Consider the following 18,936-nt stretch of genomic DNA (forward strand, 5'->3'; position numbering starts at 1 on the left):
CTGGCGTTGATTTTTGGCACGCTGTTGAGTTCTCAAGGAACGGACGCTTCCTTTGTACTCACCCTCTCGGGCTTTCCTCCGGGCTTTCCCTTCGTGTTTCCAACCTTACCAGATCGTTTTCCGTTCCGTTTCCGGTTCGGATTTCATATCCGGTGGCCTGTTGGCTGCCTTTCGCCTTTCGGCGTGTTCACTACGTTAGCTGATTTCCCTGGAGGCTCATAATCGAGTCATTCGAAACGAATTTCGGAAAGCTCAAATGAACCCCGATTGGGGTGATCATCTTGCAGTAGTGGATGGCCGCTCCGGGGTGCTTGAACAAGCAGGCCCGTTTCCAGCGGCTCGGGCCACGTTAGTCGCTCGGGAGGCCAGAGTCAAGCCTTCGTCGGCGGGGTGTGTGGGGGCGGTAGGGGCTGACGGTGCGGTCGTCGAGGAGCCAGAAGCGCCAGGGGTGGGGGGCGCCGTCGCCGCCGACGCCGGTGCGGGGGCCGGTACGGATGAGGGAGGGGGGTGGTGGGGTGCCGGTGAGGAGGGCGAGGGGGGCGTCGGGACCGGCGCAGACGTCGGTGCCGTTCAGGGAGAGGGCGACGTCGAGGGCGGTGGCGAGGCGGGCCGGGCCCTTGGCCAGCTCGTGGTCGGAGCGGGCCGAGCGGCGGCGGGGGCGGGCCTGGTCGGCGCCCCGCAGGATTTCCCCCGCACGGAGCAGTACGCCGCTCGCCTCGCCCTCGGGGCCGCAGACCAGGTTCAGGCAGTGCCACATGCCGTAGGTGAAGTAGACGTACGCGTGACCGGGCGGACCGAACATGACGGCGTTGCGTGCGGTGCGGCCGCGGAAGGCGTGCGAGCCGGGGTCGATCGCGCCGGCGTACGCCTCCACCTCGGTGAGGCGCAGTTCCATGCGCCCTTCCTCTGTGGTGCGGACGAGCGTGCGGCCCAGGAGGTCGGGGGCGACCTCCAGTACGGGGCGGTCGAAGAAGGTGCGTGGGAGCGGCGTACGGTCGGGGCTCTCGCTCATGGCGGCCGAGCGTACTGGGGAACCGGTTACGGTCGTCGCGCGTATGAGGGGTCAGGACTGAGAAGGAGTGGAAGTCATGGGATTCAAGAAGCTGCTCGCGAGCCTGGGTGCCGGTGGGGCCACTGTGGAGACGGTGCTCACCGAGGAGAACGTGGTCCCGGGCGGGGTCGTCCAGGGTGAGGTGCGGATCCAGGGCGGCAGCGTCGACCAGCAGATCGAGGGCCTGTCGGTCGGGCTGCAGGCGCGCGTCGAGGTCGAGGGCGGCGACCAGGAGCACAAGCAGGACATCGAGTTCGTCAAGGTGCGTCTGGGCGGGGCCTTCGAGGTGAAGGCCGGGGCGGTGCACGTGGTGCCGTTCGGTCTGGAGATCCCGTGGGAGACGCCGGTCACGTCGGTCGCCGGGCAGCAGCTGCGCGGCATGAACATCGGTGTGACGACCGAGCTGGAGATCGCGCGGGCCGTGGACTCGGGCGACCTGGACCCGATCAACGTGCACCCGCTGCCGGCGCAGCAGGCGATCCTGGACGCCTTCCTCCAGCTGGGCTTCCGGTTCAAGAGCGCCGACATGGAGCGCGGTCTCATCCGGGGGACGCGGCAGAAGCTGCCGTTCTACCAGGAGATCGAGTTCTTCGCGCCGCAGCAGTACCGGGGTCTGAACCAGGTCGAGGTCAGCTTCGTGGCCGACGACCGTGAGATGGACGTCGTCCTGGAGATGGACAAGAAGCCGGGTCTGTTCGGCGAGGGCAGCGACTCCTTCCGGGCTTTCAAGGTGGGACTGCACGACTTCCACACGACCGACTGGGCGGCGTATCTGAACCAGTGGCTCGCCGAGGTCGGCGGGCGCCGCAACTGGCTCTAGGCTCGGCCGGGACATGCCGCTGAGGCGGCAGCGACAGGCGTTACGGAGGTTTCGACGTGTCCGAGGGCAAGAGGGCGCCGCTCCCGCATGACTTCCATCCGCCGGTGGCGGCGTTCACGGTGGTGAGCGACGACATCGCGCCGGGCGGGGTCCTGAAGGACGCTCAGGTGTACGCGGCGGGGAGCACCTCGCCGCAGCTGCGCTGGGAGGGGTTCCCGGCGGAGACGAAGAGCTTCGCCGTCACCTGCTTCGACCCGGACGCCCCGACGGGGAGCGGTTTCTGGCACTGGGTGCTGTTCGACATCCCGGTGTCGGTGACGGAGCTGCCCGTGGGTGCGGGGTCGGGGTCGTTCGAGGGGTTGCCGGCCGGTGCCGTGCACGTCCGGAACGACTACGGGTCGAGGGAGTTCGGTGGTGCCGCTCCCCCGCCCGGGGACCCGGCGCACCGCTATGTGTTCACGGTGTACGCGGTGGACGGTGAGAAGCTCGGTCCCGGCGGTGACGCGTCGCCGGCGGCGATCGGGTTCAATCTGCGCTTCCACACGCTGGGGCGTGCCCAGTTGATCGGTGAGTACGCGGCTCCCGCGGCGGTCTGATCGTTCGTTTGTTGTTTGCCCGCTTCTGGTCTTGGAGAGATCAGAAGCGGGCATCTTTTGTTTCGCGAGAAATTGCGTTGTCCGACCCGGCCGGCCCGGCCATCGTTGATCCAAGCCCGAAGCCCCGACATCGGGGCTGGGGCCGGCACACGGGAGGTGGGCAACATGCGGGACACGCTGGTACTCAACGCGAGCTTCGAGCCGCTTTCGACGGTCACACTCAACCGTGCGGTGGTGCTTGTCCTGCAGGACAAGGCCGTCGTCGAGCAGGCCCATCCCGAGCTCCGGGTACGAGGTGCGGCCGTCGATCTCCCGGTGCCCCGGGTGATCAGGTTGTGCCGCTACGTCCGGGTGCCGTTCCGAAGACAGGCCCCGTGGTCGAGGAGGGGGGTGCTGGTCCGGGACCAGCACCGGTGCGCGTACTGCGGGCGGAGGGCGACGACGGTCGACCATGTCGTGCCGCGGGCGCAGGGCGGTGGGGACAGTTGGCTGAACACGGTCGCCTCGTGCGCCGAGGACAACCACCGCAAGGCCGACCGGACGCCGGAGCAGGCGGGGATGCCGCTGCTGCACCAGCCGTTCGAGCCGACGCCGGCGGACGCGATGCTGCTCGCGATGCGGGCGAGCGAGCGGTCGGAGCTGCCGGAGTGGCTGGCCAACGCGGCCGCGTGACCGCGTGTTCCGTACGGCAGGGCCCGTCTCCCCCCGGTGGGGAGGCGGGCCCTGCCGTCTGTCGCGGCCGGGGGCGGGCTAGTTGAGCGTCAGCTGGAGGATCGCGACGACGCCGACCGCGATGATCACTCCGCGCAGGACGGCGGGGGGCAGCTTCCGTCCGACCTTGGCGCCGATCTGGCCGCCGAGGGTGGAGCCGACGGCGATGAGGAGGACGGCGGTCCAGTCGAACTCGGCGACGAAGAGGAAGAAGACGGCGGCGACGCCGTTGACGAGGGCTCCGAGGATGTTCTTGACGGCGTTGATCCGCTGCAGGGTGTCGTGGAGCAGCAGGCCCATGAGGGAGAGGTAGAGCACTCCCTGGGCGGCGCCGAAGTATCCGCCGTACATGCTGGCGAGGAGGAGGCCGACGAGGAGGACGGGGCCGCCGTCGGGGTGTGCCTCGGTGCCGGTCTGCTCGCGCCGGCGCTGCACGGCGGCGGCGATGCGGGGCTGGAAGAGGACCAGGACGAGCGCGAGGCCGATGAGCACGGGCACGATCGCGTCGAAGGCGCTGGACGGCAGGGCCAGGAGCAGGATCGCGCCGATGAGTCCGCCGACGAGGGCGACGCCGCCGAGCCGGAGGATGCGGGCCTTCTGGCCCTTGAGCTCGCGGCGGTAGCCGATGGCTCCGCTGATGGAGCCGGGGACGAGGCCGAGGGCGTTGGAGACGTTCGCGGTGATCGGAGGGAGTCCGGTCGCGAGGAGGACGGGGAACGTGATCAGCGTTCCCGATCCGACGATGGTGTTGATGGTGCCGGCGCCGATGCCGGCGGCGAAGACCGCCAGAGCTTCCCAGATGGACAACGCCATCTCCTTACATGGTCAGTGGCTCGCCTCCCCGCCCTGAGGTCGTCAGGGTCGAGGGGCTCGCACTGATCATGCACGAAGAATTACGTGTACGTGTCAGTCAACCGGGGGTTCGTCGCGGCGCTCGGCCGGTCCGCCCTTGACGTTGAAGCCGGAGCCGCCGCCGCCCACGTTGCCGAGGGCGCCGGAGAGGCCCTTGAGGGCGTCGCCGATCTCGCTGGGCACGATCCAGAGCTTGTTGGCGTCGCCCTCGGCGATCTTCGGGAGCATCTGCAGGTACTGGTACGACAGCAGCTTCTGGTCGGGGTCGCCGGCGTGGATGGCCTCGAAGACCGTGCGGACGGCCTGGGCCTCGCCCTCGGCGCGCAGGGCGGCGGCCTTGGACTCGCCCTCGGCGCGGAGGATGGCGGACTGCTTCTCGCCCTCGGCGGTGAGGATCGCGGACTGGCGGGTTCCCTCGGCGGTGAGGATCGCGGCGCGCTTGTCGCGCTCGGCGCGCATCTGCTTCTCCATCGAGTCCTGGATGGAGGTCGGCGGCTCGATCGCCTTGAGCTCGACGCGGTTGACGCGGATGCCCCACTTGCCGGTGGCCTCGTCGAGGACGCCGCGCAGGGCCGCGTTGATCTCCTCGCGGGAGGTGAGGGTCCGCTCCAGGTCCATGCCGCCGATGATGTTGCGCAGGGTGGTGACGGTGAGCTGCTCGATCGCCTGGATATAGCTGGCGACCTCGTAGGTCGCGGCCCGGGCGTCGGTCACCTGGTAGTAGATGACCGTGTCGATGTTGACGACCAGGTTGTCCTGGGTGATCACCGGCTGCGGCGGGAACGGGACGACCTGCTCACGGAGGTCGATCCGGTTGCGGATCGAGTCGATGAACGGGACGACGATGTTCAGTCCCGCGTTGAGCGTGCGGGTGTAGCGGCCGAAGCGCTCCACGATCGCCGCGCTCGCCTGCGGGATGACCTGGATCGTCTTGATCAGGGCGATGAAGACGAGCACCACCAGAATGATCAGGACGATGATGACTGCTGACATCGTGTTCCCCGTGCCCTTCGCTGCCGGTTGACTGCCGGGTGGCTTTGCATGATCGAGTTTCCCAGATGGCGGAGCGTCATGGGCGAGGTTCGGTCACATGACGACTGCGGTCGCCCCGTCGATGTCGACGACATCGACCTGTTCGCCCGGTTCGAAGCTCTGTCCGGTGTCGAGCGTGCGCGCGGACCAGATCTCTCCGGCGAGCTTGATACGGCCTCCGTTGCCGTCGACCCGTTCCAGGACGACGGCCTGACGGCCCTTCAGGGCGTCGACTCCGGTGGCCAGTCCGGGCCCGCGGTCGCGGTGGCGGGCGGCGATCGGGCGTACGACCCCGATGAGCGCCACCGAGACCACGACGAAGACGAGCACCTGCGCGACGACGCCGAAGTCGAGTGCGGCGGTCACCGCCCCGGCGACCGCTCCCACGGACAGCATCCCGAACTCCGGCATCGCGGTCAGGACCAGCGGAATGCCGAGCCCCACCGCGCCGATCAGCCACCAGACCCATGCGTCGATGTCCACATGGTCATGGTAGGGCGGGTGGGGCTCTCCGGGACAGGGCGCGGGCGGCTGTGCGGGACGCCGGCGCTCCGTACGGCTACTTCAGGGGCAGACCGTGGGCGGTCCAGCGGTCGCCGACGCGCTCGACGACGAGCGGCAGGCCGAAGCAGCGCGAGAGGTTGCGGGAGGTCAGCTCGGTCTCCACGGGGCCGGCCGCGAGCACCTTGCCCTGACGGATCATCAGGACGTGGGTGAAGCCCGGGGCGATCTCCTCGACGTGGTGGGTGACCATGATCATGGAGGGGGCGTACGGGTCGCGGGCGAGGCGGCCGAGGCGGCGGACCAGGTCCTCGCGGCCGCCGAGGTCGAGGCCGGCCGCCGGCTCGTCGAGGAGGAGGAGCTCGGGGTCGGTCATCATCGCGCGGGCGATCAGGGTGCGCTTGCGCTCGCCCTCGGAGAGGGTGCCGAACTTCCGGTCCAGGTAGTCGTTCATGCCGAGGCGGTCGAGGAACGCCTTGGCGCGGTCCTCGTCGACCGGGTCGTAGTCCTCGTGCCAGGTGGCGGTCATGCCGTACGCGGCGGTGAGGACGGTCTCGAGGACGGTCTGGCGCTTGGGGAGCTTCTCCGCCATGGCGATGCCGGCCATGCCGATGCGGGGACGGAGTTCGAAGACGTCCGTGCCGACGCCGCCGAGCTGCTCGCCCAGGACGCGGGCGGTGCCCTTGGTGGGGAAGAGGTAGCTGGAGGCGATGTTCAGAAGGGTGGTCTTGCCGGCGCCGTTGGGTCCGAGGATCACCCAGCGCTCGCCCTCCTTGACCGACCAGGAGACCTCGTCCACCAGAGCCCGTCCGTCGCGGACCACGGATACGTCCACCAGCTCCAGTACATCGCTCATGAGCGCGTTGTCTCCCCTTGCGGTCGAGTCGTGTCGTCGCCTTGCGCCGATGGGCGCGGCGTCCAGGGGAAAACCTACGTTATCGACGGAGCGGGCCGGTCCCTAGGGCTTCCTTTGAGTCCCTAGTCTGGGGGGATGCTTTCGGAACCACGCTCAGGACGCCTGGCCGCTTGGGGCAACGCCCTGCTGGCCGGGGCGGTGTCGCCGGACGACGCGGCGCTGGCCATTGTCGGGGAGGACGCGGTGCACCGCGTGGAGGGGCTGCCGGGTGAGGCGGGGCCGGTGGGGCTGACGCTGGCCCTGGGTCGGCTGAGGCGGCTCGGGGTGACCGGGTGGCGGGTCGCGCTGCCCGCGCCGGGGCATCCGCTGGGGTTGAGCGGGCCGCCCGATTTCAACGCGCGCGCGTTGGAGGCGGAGGAGGCCGTGGTCGGCTTCGGCGCGCCGTACGGTCTCGTGCCGGAGGTCTCGGAGGCGGGCCCGCCGGGTGATCTCCATGTGGAGGTCGTCTGGCGCTGTCTCGCGGTGCGCGAGGCCCCGCCGGCGGACGTGCCCTCGCTCGGCGAGGCGGAACGGGAACTGGCGGAGGCGCTGCGCGACGCGACGACGGTCCTCACCCGGCTCGACGTGGCGGCGGCGGGTCCCGCGGCGGACGCGGCGCGCGAGGCGTACCGGGCCCGGGCGGAGGTCGGCCGCGAGGTGCTCGCCCCCGGCTATCCGCCCCGTGCGGTCCGGGTCCTGGAGCTGGCCCAGCGGATCGGCCTGCTGGTGGACCTCGCGTACGACCACGGGCACGGGGGCGCGGTGAGCGCCTCGGAGATGGCGGCGCGGGGGGACGCGCTGCGGCCGGTGGAGCGGGTGGCCCGGCGGGCGCAGGTCGCCGCGTACAACGCGTATGTGGAGGAGCGGGAGCGGGACCGGGGGTTCTGACGGCGCTCCGGCCGGGGGCGGGGCGCGGGGCTCGTGCAGGAGCGGGCGGGGTTCCGCCCGTGTCCGTGGGCCGGGTGTCCCGGACATGGCGCACCCCCGGCTCCCGGGGGGATCGTCCGGGGGTCGGGGGTGCGGGCGGGCGGGCGGTCAGCCGTTGAAGGCGCCGTTGCCGAAGGCCGGGTTGAGCAGGCCGATCACGTTGACCGTGTTGCCGGAGACGTTCACGGGGACGTGGACCGGGACCTGCACCAGGTTGCCGGAGGCGACGCCCGGCGAGTTGAGGGCCTTGCCCGTGGCCTCGGCACCGCCGTGGGCGGAGGCGACACCGGCACCGGCGGCGACGATGCCGCCGGCGACCATGGTGAGGGCAGCGGCCTTCTTGAGGTTCTTCACTTGGTACATCCTCCTGGTCATCGCCGCGGCAGGTCCGCCGCAGCACGCCCTGGAGAACGCGGGGCCCCCCGCCGGGTTACGCCGAACGGGGGATATACACACGACGGTATGAAGGACTGAACGGTCGTGCGCCCGGCGCGCGAGGGGGCGCGTCAGTCGGTGAGGCCGTGGCGTACGGCCCAGAGGGCGGCCTGTGTGCGGTCCGCGAGGTCGAGCTTCATCAGGATGTTCGAGACGTGCGTCTTGACCGTCTTCTCGGAGAGGACGAGGGCGCGGGCGATCTCGCGGTTGGAGCGGCCGTCGGCGATCAGGCCGAGGACCTCGCGCTCCCGGTCGGTGAGCGTGGTGCCCCGTCCCGTGCCCCCGGGGGCGTCCTCCTGGGCGAGGAGCGCTTCGGCGACCTCGGGCTGGAGCAGGACGTGCCCGGCGTGGACGGAGCGGATCGCGCCGGCCAGGGCGTCGGGGTCGATGTCCTTGTAGACGTATCCGCAGGCTCCGGCGCGCAGCGCGGGGACGACCGTGCGCTGCTCGGTGAAGCTGGTGACGACGAGGACCCTGGCGGGGTTGGCGAGCTCGCGGAGCCGCTTGAGCGCCTCGATGCCGTCCGTGCCGGGCATCTTCACGTCCATGAGGACGACGTCGGGGCGGAGCTCCTCGGCGCGGGCGACGCCTTCGGCGCCGTCGGACGCCTCCCCCACCACCTCGATGTCGTCCTGTACCTCCAGGAAGGTGCGCAGGCCCCGGCGGACGACCTGGTGGTCGTCGACCAGCAGGACTCGGATCGGTCGGTCAGCCACCGGGTACCTCCATCTCGATCGTGGTGCCCTCGCCGTGGGCCGAGGTCACGCTGAGTGCTCCGCCGACGCCGCTCGCCCGGTCCCGCATGGAGACGAGGCCGAGGTGGCGCCCGGCGCTGCGGACCGTACGCGGGTCGAATCCCTTGCCGTCGTCGGTGACGGTGAGCCGCGCTCCCTGGCCGCTGCGGGCGAGGGTGACGGTGACCCGTCCGGCGTCCGCGTGCCGCAGGGCGTTGTGCAGGGCCTCCTGGGCGACCCGGAGCACGGCCTCCTCCTGGGCGGCCGGCAGGGCCCGGGTGCCCTGGCCGTCGAAGGTGACCCGGGCGGTGTGGGCGCGGTCGAGGACCTGGATCTGGGTGCGGAGGGTATGGACGAGGCCGTCCTCGTCCAGGGCCGCGGGGCGGAGCTCGACGACGGCGGCGCGCAGCTCGTCGGCGGCCTCGGCGGCGAGCGTGGCGACCTGCTGGAGCTCGACCTTGGCGCGGGCCGGATCTCGGTCGACGAGGGCCGCGGCGGCCTGGGCGGTCAACCGGAGCGAGAAGAGCTTCTGGCTGACGGCGTCGTGCAGCTCGTGGGCGAGGCGGGAGCGCTCCTCGGCGATGGTGAGCTCGCGGCTGCGCTCGTACAGGCGCGCGTTGGTGAGGGCGATGGCCGCGTGCTGGGCGAGGATCGAGAGCAGCTCCTCGTCCTCGGCGGTGAAGCCGCAGCCGCCGCTCTCCTTGGCGCAGCGCTTGTTGGCGAGGAAGAGGGCGCCGAGGATCTCGTCGCCGTCCCGGACGGGGAGGCCGAGGAAGTCGGACATCTCGGGGTGGGCGGCCGGCCAGCCCTCGAACCGGGGGTCGAGGCGGACGTCGGCGAGCCGTTCGGTCTCGGCCTTCCGGAGCATGGCGGCGAGGATGCCGTGCTGCCGGGGCAGCGGCCCGATCGCCTTCCACTGCTCCTCGCTCACGCCGTCGACCACGAACTGGGCGAAGCCGCCGTGGTCGTCGGGGACGCCCAGGGCCGCGTACTCGGCGTCGAGGAGCTCGCGGGCGGAGGCGACGATCGTCTTGAGGACGTCGCGGACCTCCAGGCGGCGGCTCATCGCGAGCAGGGCGGTGCTCACGGCGGCCAGGCCGGAGCTCGGTCGATGGCTCATATGTTCACCGTACCGGCGGGATGTGACCGTCCGTATCCGTCCGGGGACGGCGGCGGGGGGGACGGGGGACCTAGGTCGCAGGGCCGGGGCGGGCCGTCTCCTCCTTGAGTGGGAGGCGGCTCACTGTGCGCATTGCTTGAGCAACGCCCGGTGAGGTTGCTACGGGGCCGATGTGAGCCCGGGCATAGGACTCACGTCACTTACGAAGCGCGCTAGTGGATGTTCCGACCCCGGCAAGGGCTTTGGGGGCAGGGTTCCAGGGGGTGTCGGTGGCCCGTGCACCGGCCCCTGATCCACTACCCGGGATCGTACGTCACACCTTTGCCACGGCATTTTGCGGCCGCTAAGAATTGCCCTCGTCGCCGCCGAAGAAGGCGCAGCGCCGCCCCGGCCGAGCGACCCCCAGCGATTCGAAGAGGTAGTCCGTTATGTCTGCGAACACCCCTGGCCACATTCGTGGTCTGAAGAAGACCCACAAGGCCACGATCGCCGGCGTCGCCGCCCTGGGCGCCGCAGCCCTCACCCTCTCCCTGGTGCCGGGCAACGGCGCCACCGAGACCGAGCCGCAGGCCCTCTCGGGCACGCAGCAGGTCGCCTGGTCGTACGACGCGGCCAGCCCGCAGGCGAAGGCGCTGGCCGCCAGCGTCACCGAGCAGCAGACCACCATCGGCCTGAAGGCCAAGCAGGAGGCCGAGGCGAAGGCCAAGGCCGCCGCCAAGGCGAAGGCGGACGCGAAGGCCAAGGCCGACGCGAAGGCGAAGGCCGCCGCCAAGGCCAAGGCCGACGCGAAGGCCAAGGCGGAGGCCAGGGCCAAGGCCGCGGCGAAGAAGCGCGCCGCGGAGAAGGCGGCCGCGAGCCGTTCCGTCGCCCGCACCCCCGTCTTCGCGAACAACCTCGACGGCTGGATCCGCGAGGCGCTGTTCATTATGGACAAGCACGACATCCCGGGCAGCTACAACGGCCTGCACAAGAACATCATGCGCGAGTCCAGCGGCAACCCGCGGGCCATCAACAACTGGGACATCAACGCCATCAACGGCATCCCGTCCAAGGGTCTGCTCCAGGTCATCTACCCGACCTTCAAGACGTACCACGTGCCCGGCACCGCGTTCGACCAGTACGACCCGGTCGCCAACATCGTCGCCGCCGCCAACTACGCGGCCGACCGCTACGGCTCGATCGACAACGTCAACAGCGCGTACTGATCCGCTGTCGCACCCCCGTACGCCGAAGGGCGGCACCCCGCACAGGGGATGCCGCCCATCGGCGTACCGCGGGGTCCCGCTACTTGCGCATGACCTCGGGCTCGTGGCGCCGCAGCAGCCGCGCCACGACGACGCAGCAGACGACGGCCATCAGGAGCTGGATGCCGAGGTCCAGGCTCCACTGGCCGACCGTGTGCTCCCACAGCGGGTCGGTGTCGGTGGGGTTCTTGTGGTCCCACGGCGGCATGAGGCGGGCCAGGTCGAGCGTGGTGCCGGCGCCGGCGATGGCCCAGCGGGAGGGCATCAGCCAGGCGAACTGCTCCAGGCCCGGGGAGCCGTACACCTGGAACAGGATGCCGGTGAAGACGACCTGGATGATCGCGAACATGACCAGGAGCGGCATGGTCTTCTCGGCGGTCTTCACCAGGGCCGAGATGACCAGGCCGAACATCATCGAGGTCAGGCCGAGGGCGATGACCTGGACGCACAGCTCGACGGCCGGGGGCATGAGGAGGCCCTCTTCCGGCAGCGCCCGGGTGGAGAAGCCGATGCCGCAGATGATGACGCCCTGGAAGGCCGTGATCAGGCCGAGCACGATGACCTTGGACATCAGGTAGGCCGAGCGGGAGAGGCCGGTGGCGCGCTCCCGTTCGTAGATGACCCGTTCCTTGATCAGTTCTCGTACGGAGTTGGCGGCGCCGCTGAAGCACATGCCGACCGCGAGGATCAGCATGATCGTGCCGGCGTCGCCGTTGAAGCGGGACGGCGGCTTCGGGGAGCCCAGGCCGAAGTCGGCGGGGATGACGACCGAGACCGCGCCGAGGACGGCCGGCAGGATCACCATCAGACCCAGGAAGCCCTTGTCGGAGGCGATCACCGAGACGTAGCGGCGGATCAGGGTCCACAGCTGGGAACCCCAGCCCTGCGGCTTCGGCGGGCGGGACATCGCCTGCTGCGGCATCTGGACGGGCTGGGCGGCGACGGCGTCGATGTCCGCAGCGTACATCTGGTAGTGCTGCGAGCCCTTCCAGCGGCCCGCCCAGTCATAGTCGCGGTAGTTCTCGAAGGCGGAGAAGACGTCGGCCCAGGTGGAGTAGCCGAAGAAGTTCAGCGCCTCCTCCGGCGGACCGAAGTACGCCACCGAGCCGCCGGGCGCCATGACGAGAAGCTTGTCGCAGAGGCCCAGCTCGGCCACCGAGTGGGTGACGACCAGGACCGTGCGACCGTCGTCCGCGAGACCGCGGAGCAGCTGCATGACGTCGCGGTCCATGCCCGGGTCGAGGCCGGAGGTCGGCTCGTCCAGGAAGATCAGCGAGGGCTTGGTGAGGAGCTCCAGGGCGACGGAGACACGCTTGCGCTGGCCACCGGAGAGGGAGGTGACCCTCTTCTCCTTGTGGATGTCGAGCTTGAGCTCGCGCAGCACCTCGTCGATGCGGGCCTCGCGCTCGACCGTGGCGGTGTCGCCGGGGAAGCGGAGCTTGGCCGCGTAGCGCAGCGCCTTCTGGACGGTCAGCTCCTTGTGCAGGATGTCGTCCTGCGGGACCAGACCGATGCGCTGGCGCAGCTCGGCGAACTGCTTGTAGAGGCTGCGGTTGTCGTAGAGGACGTCGCCCTCGTTGGCCGGGCGGTATCCGGTCAGCGCCTTGAGCAGCGTGGACTTTCCGGAGCCGGACGGACCGATGACGCCGATCAGCGACTTCTCGGGGACGCCGAAGGTGACGTCCTTGAGGATCTGCTTGCCGCCCTCGACGGTGACCGTGAGGTGGCGGGCCGAGAAGGACACCGAGCCGGTGTCGACGAACTCTTCCAGCTGGCCGCCGACGATCCGGAACGTCGAGTGGCCGACGCCGACGATGTCCTGCGGGCCGAGGAGGGCCGTGCCGCCCTTGGCGATCGGCTGACCGTTGACGTACGTGCCGTTGTGCGAGCCGAGGTCGCGGATCTCGAAGCGGCCGTCGGGCGTCGCGTGGAACTCGGCGTGGTTCCGGGAGACCTGGAGGTCGGAGACGACCAGTTCGTTCTCCAGGGCACGGCCGATGCGCATGACATGGCCCAGCGACAGCTGGTGGAACGTGGTCGGGCTGCGGTCGGCGTAGGCCGACGACGCCCCCGCGGCGGCGCCGTGCCCCTGGTGACCCTGCGCGCCCTGCGGGGCGCCCTGCTGGTGCGGGAACTGCGGCTGCGCGGGCGGCTGCTGCCAGCCCTGCTGCTGCGGCGGCCCCTGCGTGACCCATTCCGCCTGGGCGGCGGCCTGGTCGGCGGCCTGGTGCGCCGCCACCGGCTGGGCCACCGGCGGCTGCTGCGCCTGCTGCTGTGCCTGCGGCGCGGCCTGGGCTCCGGCGGCGAGATTGAGCCGCGGGCCGTCGGTCGCGTTGCCGAGGTGGACGGCCGAGCCGGGGGCGATCTCCATCTGGTGGATCCGCTGCCCCTGGACGAACGTGCCGTTGGTGGAGCCGTGGTCCTCGATGACCCAGCTCCGGCCGCCCCAGCTGATCGTGGCGTGGCGCCACGAGACCCTGGCGTCGTCGATGACCAGGTCACCCTGCGGATCACGGCCCAGGGTGTACGACCTGGACGGGTCGAGGGTCCAGGTCCTTCCATTCAATTCCAGTACGAGTTCTGGCACTCCACGCCCCACTACTTGTCCCCCGATGTACCCCCGTCGCGGGGAGCCCAGGGATGGTGAACATCCGGGGGAACTATTTCAGGCCCGGTCCCCTCTCCGAAAGTCGGGCAGCGTGAAGACCCGGCGCAGGCTCCCCCCGGCGCCCCGCCGGACCCCGCGGAACCCCTTCGGAGGCAAGCCCGCGACCACCCGGGTGTCCGCTACGCGGGACGGGGGGTCAGGTGGCACGCCGTGCCCGATACGGTGGAACCACCATGAGCGCATCGCAGACCTCAGACGTTCCCACCCTTCTCGTCAAGATCTTCGGGAAGGACCGTCCCGGGATCACCGCGGGACTCTTCGACACCCTCGCCGCCTACTCCGTCGACGTCGTGGACATCGAGCAGGTGGTCTCCCGCGGCCGCCTCGTCCTGTGCGCGCTCGTCACGGAGCCGACCGTCGCCTCGGCGGGCGAACTCAGGGCCACGGTGCACAGCTGGGCCGAGTCGCTCAAGCTCCAGGCCGAGATCATCTCCGGCACCGGCGACAACCGGCCGCGTGGCGAGGGACGCTCCCACGTCACGGTGCTCGGCAACCCCCTGACCGCGGAGCAGACGGCGGCCATAGCGGCCCGGATCGCGGAGGCCGGCGGCAACATCGACCGCGTCTTCCGCCTCGCGAAGTACCCGGTGACCGCCGTCGAGTTCGCGGTCTCCGGCTGTGAGACCGAGCCGCTGCGGACGGCCCTCGCCGTCGAGGCGCACTCCATCGGGGTCGACGTGGCCGTGGTCTCCGCCGGACTGCACCGGCGCGCCCAGCGGCTGGTCGTGATGGACGTCGACTCGACGCTGATCCAGGACGAGGTGATCGAGCTCTTCGCGGCGCACGCCGGCTGCGAGGACAAGGTCGCCGAGGTGACGGCGGCGGCGATGCGCGGCGAGCTGGACTTCGAGCAGTCCCTGCACGCGCGGGTGGAGCTGCTGGCCGGCCTCGACGCCTCGGTGGTCGACAAGGTCCGTGCCGAGGTGCGGCTGACGCCGGGGGCCCGGACCCTGATCCGTACGCTCAAGCGGCTCGGCTACCAGGTGGGTGTCGTCTCCGGCGGGTTCACGCAGGTCACCGACGATCTGAAGGAGCGGCTGGGGCTCGACTTCGCCTCGGCCAACACCCTGGAGATCGTGGACGGCAAGCTGACCGGACGGGTGACGGGCGAGATCGTGGACCGCGCGGGCAAGGCGCGGCTGCTGCGCCGGTTCGCCACCGAGGCGGGTGTGCCGCTGGCGCAGACCGTGGCGATCGGCGACGGGGCCAACGACCTGGACATGCTGAACGCGGCCGGGCTCGGCGTGGCGTTCAACGCCAAGCCGGTGGTGCGCCGGGCCGCCGACACGGCGGTGAACGTGCCCTTCCTGGACACCGTGCTGTACCTGCTCGGCATCACGCGCGAGGAGGTCGAGGCGGCGGACGGCGGCGAGGAGCTGCTGCACTGAGCCCCGGCACGCGAAAGGGCCCGGTCGTCGTGCGACGGCCGGGCCCTTTCCCGTACGGGGAGCGTGCTGACCGGCCGTACGGGCCGGATGTACGGGCCGGATGTACGCGTCGGCCGTACGCGTCGGCTGTACGGGGCAGTCGTACGGGTCAGGGGTGGGGGACCCAGAAGTCGACGAGGCGGGTGGAGCCGGGCTCCACGGACTTCCAGGAGCCGTTGAAGGCGAGGACGGCGAAGGCCGAGGTCGGGAAGCCGCTGCGGTTCATGCGGGGCAGCGTGTCCCCCTCGCTGTCGCCCGCGAGGACCTCGGCGAGCCCGTGCATCCCGGGGTTGTGACCGATGACCAGGAGGTTGGACACCTCGTCCGAGGTCTCGTTGAGCAGCGCGACGAGTTCGCCGACCGACGCCTCGTACAGCCGCTCCTCGTAGACCGTCCGGGGGCGCTCCGGGAGTTCCGACACGGCCAGCTTCCAGGTCTCCCGGGTTCTGGCGGCGGTCGAGCAGAGGGCCAGGTCGATGGCGATGCCGGTGCCGGCGAGCCTGCGGCCCGCCACGGGGGCGTCCTTGCGGCCCCGGTCGGCGAGGGGTCGCTCGTGGTCGGACTCGCCGTTCCAGTCGGCCTTCGCGTGTCGGAGCAGCACGATCCTGCGAGGTGTATCGACGCTCATGGTCAACAGCTTCGCACGAAACCGCTCGCGGCGACTCAGAGAGAGAACGTTTGCTGGAGGTGGTCCAGAACCCGGCCGACCCCCAGGTCACCGGCGGTCGCACCGGCCTCACTCGGCCCGGCGATGAGCAGCAGGAGGGCGGCGAAAGCGGCCACGGGCAGGACGAGGGCCCACCACGGGAGCCGGGTGTCGACGCCGGCCGTCGTGGGCCCGACGCGAGGGTGTGTTCGGGCCGACATGGCCGCCTCCGGGGGTGAGTTGTCCGCTTTCCCTGTTGTCTCCAACGTACGGATCGCGGGGCGGGCGGCCCATCCGGTGATCCACCCACTTCACCCTGACACTCACCCCCTAGGGGATGCGGGGGTTAGCCCCACCCCTCGCGGGGCTCACCGGACGTCACGGCTGTCCCACGGCTGCGTCACGGCGAGAAGGCGGAGGCTATGACGGCGATCACGACCGTGATGCCGAGCATCGCGCCGAGCACGACGAGCAGCTTCTTCTGGCCGTTCGGGGGGTTGGGTTCGAGGACTGGCATGGGACCAGTCTCGCATCTCAGCATTCGTCCTCCACGGTCCGGTCCCGCCCCGCCAGGGAACCGATGATCATCTGCGGCACCATCAGTCCGCCCATGAGCGCGATCGGCAGTCCCCAGCCGCCGCTGTGCTGGTAGAGCACGCCGACGAGGAGGGGGCCGGGGATGGAGATGAGGTAGCCGACGCTCTGCGCGAAGGCGGAGAGACGGACGACTCCGGCGCCGGTGCGCGAGCGCATGCCGATCATCGTGAGGGCGAGCGGGAAGGCGCAGTTGGAGACGCCGAGCAGCAGGGCCCAGGCCCAGGCTCCGGCGGCCGGGGCGAAGAAGAGGCCGGTGTAGCCGCCGAGGCCGCAGAGGCCGAGGGCGACGACGATCGGGCCCTGGTTCTTCATCCGGGTGGCGAGCCGGGGGATGACGAAGGCGAGCGGGACGCCCATGACCATGGTCACGGCGAGCAGGACGCCCGCGGTCGAGGCGGGGACGCCGGCGTCGCGGAAGATCTGCGGCATCCAGCCCATGGTGATGTAGGCGCCGGTGGCCTGGAGGCCGAAGAAGCAGCCGAGTGCCCAGGCGGTGCGGCTGCGGGCGACGCGCGGCGGTGCGCCGGTCTCCGCGGCGGCGGCCCTCTCCCCCGTACGCCCGGTGGCGCCGACGCGGCCGCGGTCGCGCAGGAGCGGGATCCAGGGCAGGACGGCGAGGGCGGCGAGGGCCGCCCAGACACCGAGGCCCAGGCGCCAGTCGCCGCCGAGGGCGGCGGTCATCGGGACGGTGGCGGCCGCGGCGAGGGAGGTGCCGAGAGCGAGCGCCATGGAGTACAGGCCGGTCATGCTGCCGACGCGGTCGGGGAAGTACCGCTTGACGATGACGGGCATCAGGACGTTGCTGACGGCGATGCCCATGAGGGCGAGGGCGCTGGCGGCGAGGAAGCCGACGGTGCCGGTGGCGAAGGGCCGGACGACGAGGCCCGTGAAGATCGCGGCCATGCCCGCGCAGACGACGGCGGCGGGGCCGAAACGGCGGGCGAGGCGCGGGGCGGTGATGCCGAAGACCGCGAAGCAGAGCGGCGGGACCGAGGTCAGGACGCCGGCGACGCTGCCGCTCATGTGGAGGCCGTCGCTGACGTCCTCCAGGAGGGCGCCGAAGCTGGTGATGGCCGGGCGCAGGTTGAGCGCGGCCAGGACGAGTCCGACGGTGACGAGCGCGAGGGTCCAGCGGGGGCCGGGGGCGGCCGGGGCCTGGGTCGCCGAGGACGCGGGGGCGGCCGGGGACGGGCGCGTCGAGCCGGGCCGGCCGGTGCCTGCCGGTACGGAGGGTTCCGCGGCGGTGGCGGTCGTTCCGGTCGGCGCCGTGGTGGCGGTCGGTGCGGTGGCGGCCGCCGAAGCGGTGGTGCGGGCCGGCGGTGCGGCGGGGTCGAGGGTCTTCGGCTCGTCAGGCATGGGGGCATCATAGAATCATGGGATGATTGGTTGTCCAATCTCGAACGAACAGGAAGGTGCTCCATGGCCCTCGGTCACCCCCGGCGCTCCGGTCTCTCCGACCAGGTGATCGCCGAGCTGCGCAACCAGATCACCTCCGGCGAGTGGCCGGTGGGTTCGCGCATCCCGACCGAACCCGAGCTGGTCGAGCAGCTGGGCGTGGCCCGCAACACGGTGCGCGAGGCCGTCCGGGCGCTCGCGCACAACGGGCTCCTCGACATCCGTCAGGGCTCGGGGACGTACGTGATCGCCACCAGCGAGCTGGCGGGCGTCATGCACCGGCGCTTCGCGGGCTCCGACCCCCGGCACGTCGCCGAGCTGCGCTCGACCCTGGAGTCCGCCGCGGCCCGCTTCGCCGCGGAACGCCGCACGGAGCGCGACCTGAAGCAGCTCGACGCCCTGCTCGGACGGCGCGAGGAAGCCTGGGAGTCCGGGGACGCGGAGCGGTTCGTGGCCGTCGACGCCGCCTTCCACCACGCGGTCGTCGCCGCCTCGGGCAACGAGGTGCTGACGGAGCTCTACGCGGACCTGGGCGATCTGCTGCGGGACTGGCTGCGCGGCGACGTGGGACGGGTGCTCCTGCCGGGGAACCACATGGACCACGCGCGTCTGGTGGACGCGATCCGGGAGGGCGACGCCGAGCGGGCCGGCACGGAGGCGGCCGGCTACCCCTTCCAGTGCCTCAGGAGCGCGGAGCCGGCTCCGGAGCCCGGTCCGCCGGCTGGTGCGTGATCCACGCGGACCGCACCTCCTTCCAGCAGCGGCCGGTGATCTGGGCGTAGTCGGCGGGGCCGACCTCCACGGGGGCGCTGTCGGTGTCGACGTCCCACCAGCGGTCGCACTCGACGTGCAGGCTGACGCGGTCGGTGCGCGGGTACGGGTTCTGGCAGTGGGCGGTGACGCGGGAGCCCTCGACGAGGGTCCGGCAGGACGCTTCGAAGACCTCCGGCTCCCCGGCCGCCGAGGCGGTGGCGGGAAGCTCCTCGGCCGGCGCGGGTGCGGTGCGCACCTCGTCGGCGACGGCGATCCCGGTGAGCAGGACGGCGACGGTGGCGAACGCGCCGAACCCCTGGCGTATCGCACGCATGCCCGTACCTCCTCCCCGTCAGCAGCAGGAACATCACGCTGCGCACCAGTCTGGGGTGATTCGCGCGACTTTTCGAGTCGGGCAGGAGTTGCGGAACGGCGAGGGCCGTGGGGGGGGGCGCGGGGGGGGGGGGGCCCCCCCCCCCAGCGCCGGCAGGGCGGGGGGGGGGGGGAACACGACCACGGCCGCGGCCCCCCC

Annotated in this window: 22 protein-coding genes; 8 read left to right on the plus strand and 14 right to left on the minus strand. The window is 71.2% G+C overall.

The window, feature by feature from the left end; genetic code table 11:
• A partial coding sequence (locus ACFVZH_RS32530; protein WP_384903012.1) for a hypothetical protein occupies window positions 1-222 on the plus strand: 222 nt, incomplete at its 5' end.
• A gap of 127 nt (window positions 223-349) precedes the next feature.
• Here the strand turns inward: ACFVZH_RS32530 and ACFVZH_RS32535 are convergent.
• Window positions 350-1,012: a DNA-3-methyladenine glycosylase gene (locus tag ACFVZH_RS32535; protein WP_384903014.1), complete on the minus strand. Its 663-nt coding sequence runs from the start codon at window positions 1,010-1,012 to the stop codon at window positions 350-352.
• Between the two features lie 76 nt (window positions 1,013-1,088).
• Between ACFVZH_RS32535 and ACFVZH_RS32540 the strand changes: the two genes are divergently transcribed.
• From ACFVZH_RS32540 to ACFVZH_RS32550, 3 genes are all read left to right on the plus strand, one after another.
• Complete coding sequence (locus tag ACFVZH_RS32540) at window positions 1,089-1,871, plus strand: sporulation protein (RefSeq protein ID WP_384903015.1); 783 nt, start codon at window positions 1,089-1,091, stop codon at window positions 1,869-1,871.
• A gap of 56 nt (window positions 1,872-1,927) precedes the next feature.
• A complete protein-coding gene (locus tag ACFVZH_RS32545; protein ID WP_384903017.1) occupies window positions 1,928-2,467 on the plus strand; it encodes a YbhB/YbcL family Raf kinase inhibitor-like protein in 540 nt (179 codons plus the stop codon).
• A 165-nt stretch (window positions 2,468-2,632) separates the two neighbouring features.
• A complete protein-coding gene (locus ACFVZH_RS32550; protein WP_384903019.1) occupies window positions 2,633-3,139 on the plus strand; it encodes an HNH endonuclease in 507 nt (168 codons plus the stop codon).
• A gap of 78 nt (window positions 3,140-3,217) precedes the next feature.
• Here ACFVZH_RS32550 and ACFVZH_RS32555 read toward each other — a convergent pair whose 3' ends face one another.
• The 4 genes from ACFVZH_RS32555 to ACFVZH_RS32570 all read right to left on the minus strand — a co-directional run bounded on the left by ACFVZH_RS32555 (window position 3,218) and on the right by ACFVZH_RS32570 (window position 6,419).
• Window positions 3,218-3,991: a sulfite exporter TauE/SafE family protein gene (locus tag ACFVZH_RS32555; RefSeq protein WP_384903021.1), complete on the minus strand. Its 774-nt coding sequence runs from the start codon at window positions 3,989-3,991 to the stop codon at window positions 3,218-3,220.
• Window positions 3,992-4,084: 93 nt separating this feature from the next.
• The gene (locus tag ACFVZH_RS32560; RefSeq protein ID WP_384903023.1) at window positions 4,085-5,023 is read right to left on the minus strand and encodes an SPFH domain-containing protein; all 939 of its coding nucleotides are present in this window, start codon (window positions 5,021-5,023) and stop codon (window positions 4,085-4,087) included.
• A gap of 93 nt (window positions 5,024-5,116) precedes the next feature.
• A complete protein-coding gene (locus ACFVZH_RS32565; RefSeq protein WP_384903025.1) occupies window positions 5,117-5,545 on the minus strand; it encodes an NfeD family protein in 429 nt (142 codons plus the stop codon).
• Window positions 5,546-5,621: 76 nt separating this feature from the next.
• Window positions 5,622-6,419, minus strand: coding sequence for an ABC transporter ATP-binding protein (locus tag ACFVZH_RS32570; RefSeq protein ID WP_384903027.1), 798 nt, complete (start codon window positions 6,417-6,419; stop codon window positions 5,622-5,624).
• 135 nt (window positions 6,420-6,554) lie between these two features.
• Between ACFVZH_RS32570 and ACFVZH_RS32575 the strand changes: the two genes are divergently transcribed.
• On the plus strand, window positions 6,555-7,346 hold the full coding sequence (locus ACFVZH_RS32575) for a hypothetical protein (protein WP_384903029.1): 792 nt from the start codon (window positions 6,555-6,557) through the stop codon (window positions 7,344-7,346).
• Window positions 7,347-7,493: 147 nt separating this feature from the next.
• On the opposite strand, the gene ACFVZH_RS32580 is transcribed toward ACFVZH_RS32575, so the two are convergent.
• The 3 genes from ACFVZH_RS32580 to ACFVZH_RS32590 all read right to left on the minus strand — a co-directional run bounded on the left by ACFVZH_RS32580 (window position 7,494) and on the right by ACFVZH_RS32590 (window position 9,674).
• Window positions 7,494-7,739 (minus strand): chaplin, encoded by a 246-nt coding sequence (locus tag ACFVZH_RS32580; RefSeq protein WP_384903031.1) that lies wholly within the window; start codon window positions 7,737-7,739, stop codon window positions 7,494-7,496.
• 152 nt (window positions 7,740-7,891) lie between these two features.
• Window positions 7,892-8,536: a response regulator gene (locus tag ACFVZH_RS32585; RefSeq protein ID WP_384903033.1), complete on the minus strand. Its 645-nt coding sequence runs from the start codon at window positions 8,534-8,536 to the stop codon at window positions 7,892-7,894.
• Entirely contained in the window at window positions 8,529-9,674 is a 1,146-nt protein-coding gene (locus ACFVZH_RS32590) for a GAF domain-containing sensor histidine kinase (RefSeq protein WP_384903036.1), read from the minus strand. Before ACFVZH_RS32590 ends, ACFVZH_RS32585 begins: the two co-directional genes overlap by 8 nt.
• 428 nt (window positions 9,675-10,102) lie before the next feature.
• Here ACFVZH_RS32590 and ACFVZH_RS32595 point away from each other — a divergent pair, with 428 nt between their 5' ends.
• Window positions 10,103-10,879: a transglycosylase SLT domain-containing protein gene (locus ACFVZH_RS32595; protein ID WP_384903038.1), complete on the plus strand. Its 777-nt coding sequence runs from the start codon at window positions 10,103-10,105 to the stop codon at window positions 10,877-10,879.
• A gap of 79 nt (window positions 10,880-10,958) precedes the next feature.
• On the opposite strand, the gene ACFVZH_RS32600 is transcribed toward ACFVZH_RS32595, so the two are convergent.
• Entirely contained in the window at window positions 10,959-13,517 is a 2,559-nt protein-coding gene (locus ACFVZH_RS32600) for an FHA domain-containing protein (protein ID WP_384903040.1), read from the minus strand.
• Window positions 13,518-13,759: 242 nt separating this feature from the next.
• On the opposite strand from ACFVZH_RS32600, the gene serB reads away from it, so the two are divergent.
• Window positions 13,760-14,974 (plus strand): phosphoserine phosphatase SerB, encoded by a 1,215-nt coding sequence (gene serB / locus ACFVZH_RS32605; protein WP_384903042.1) that lies wholly within the window; start codon window positions 13,760-13,762, stop codon window positions 14,972-14,974.
• A 148-nt stretch (window positions 14,975-15,122) separates the two neighbouring features.
• Here the strand turns inward: serB and ACFVZH_RS32610 are convergent, their stop codons facing one another.
• The 4 genes from ACFVZH_RS32610 to ACFVZH_RS32625 form a co-directional block, all read right to left on the minus strand.
• Complete coding sequence (locus ACFVZH_RS32610) at window positions 15,123-15,641, minus strand: SixA phosphatase family protein (RefSeq protein WP_384903044.1); 519 nt, start codon at window positions 15,639-15,641, stop codon at window positions 15,123-15,125.
• Window positions 15,642-15,676: 35 nt separating this feature from the next.
• Window positions 15,677-15,880: a hypothetical protein gene (locus tag ACFVZH_RS32615; RefSeq protein ID WP_384903046.1), complete on the minus strand. Its 204-nt coding sequence runs from the start codon at window positions 15,878-15,880 to the stop codon at window positions 15,677-15,679.
• A gap of 179 nt (window positions 15,881-16,059) precedes the next feature.
• Window positions 16,060-16,176, minus strand: coding sequence for an SGM_5486 family transporter-associated protein (locus ACFVZH_RS32620; protein WP_367828203.1), 117 nt, complete (start codon window positions 16,174-16,176; stop codon window positions 16,060-16,062).
• A 17-nt stretch (window positions 16,177-16,193) separates the two neighbouring features.
• On the minus strand, window positions 16,194-17,612 hold the full coding sequence (locus ACFVZH_RS32625) for a CynX/NimT family MFS transporter (protein WP_384903048.1): 1,419 nt from the start codon (window positions 17,610-17,612) through the stop codon (window positions 16,194-16,196).
• A gap of 63 nt (window positions 17,613-17,675) precedes the next feature.
• On the opposite strand from ACFVZH_RS32625, the gene ACFVZH_RS32630 reads away from it, so the two are divergent.
• Window positions 17,676-18,383 (plus strand): FadR/GntR family transcriptional regulator, encoded by a 708-nt coding sequence (locus ACFVZH_RS32630; protein ID WP_384903050.1) that lies wholly within the window; start codon window positions 17,676-17,678, stop codon window positions 18,381-18,383.
• Here the strand turns inward: ACFVZH_RS32630 and ACFVZH_RS32635 are convergent.
• On the minus strand, window positions 18,334-18,738 hold the full coding sequence (locus ACFVZH_RS32635) for a hypothetical protein (protein WP_384903052.1): 405 nt from the start codon (window positions 18,736-18,738) through the stop codon (window positions 18,334-18,336). The two genes, ACFVZH_RS32630 and ACFVZH_RS32635, sit on opposite strands and share 50 nt — an antisense overlap.
• Window positions 18,739-18,936 lie beyond the last annotated feature (198 nt).

The organism is Streptomyces sp. NPDC059534, assembly GCF_042743475.1.
In the GTDB taxonomy this organism is placed as follows: Bacteria; Actinomycetota; Actinomycetes; order Streptomycetales; family Streptomycetaceae; genus Streptomyces.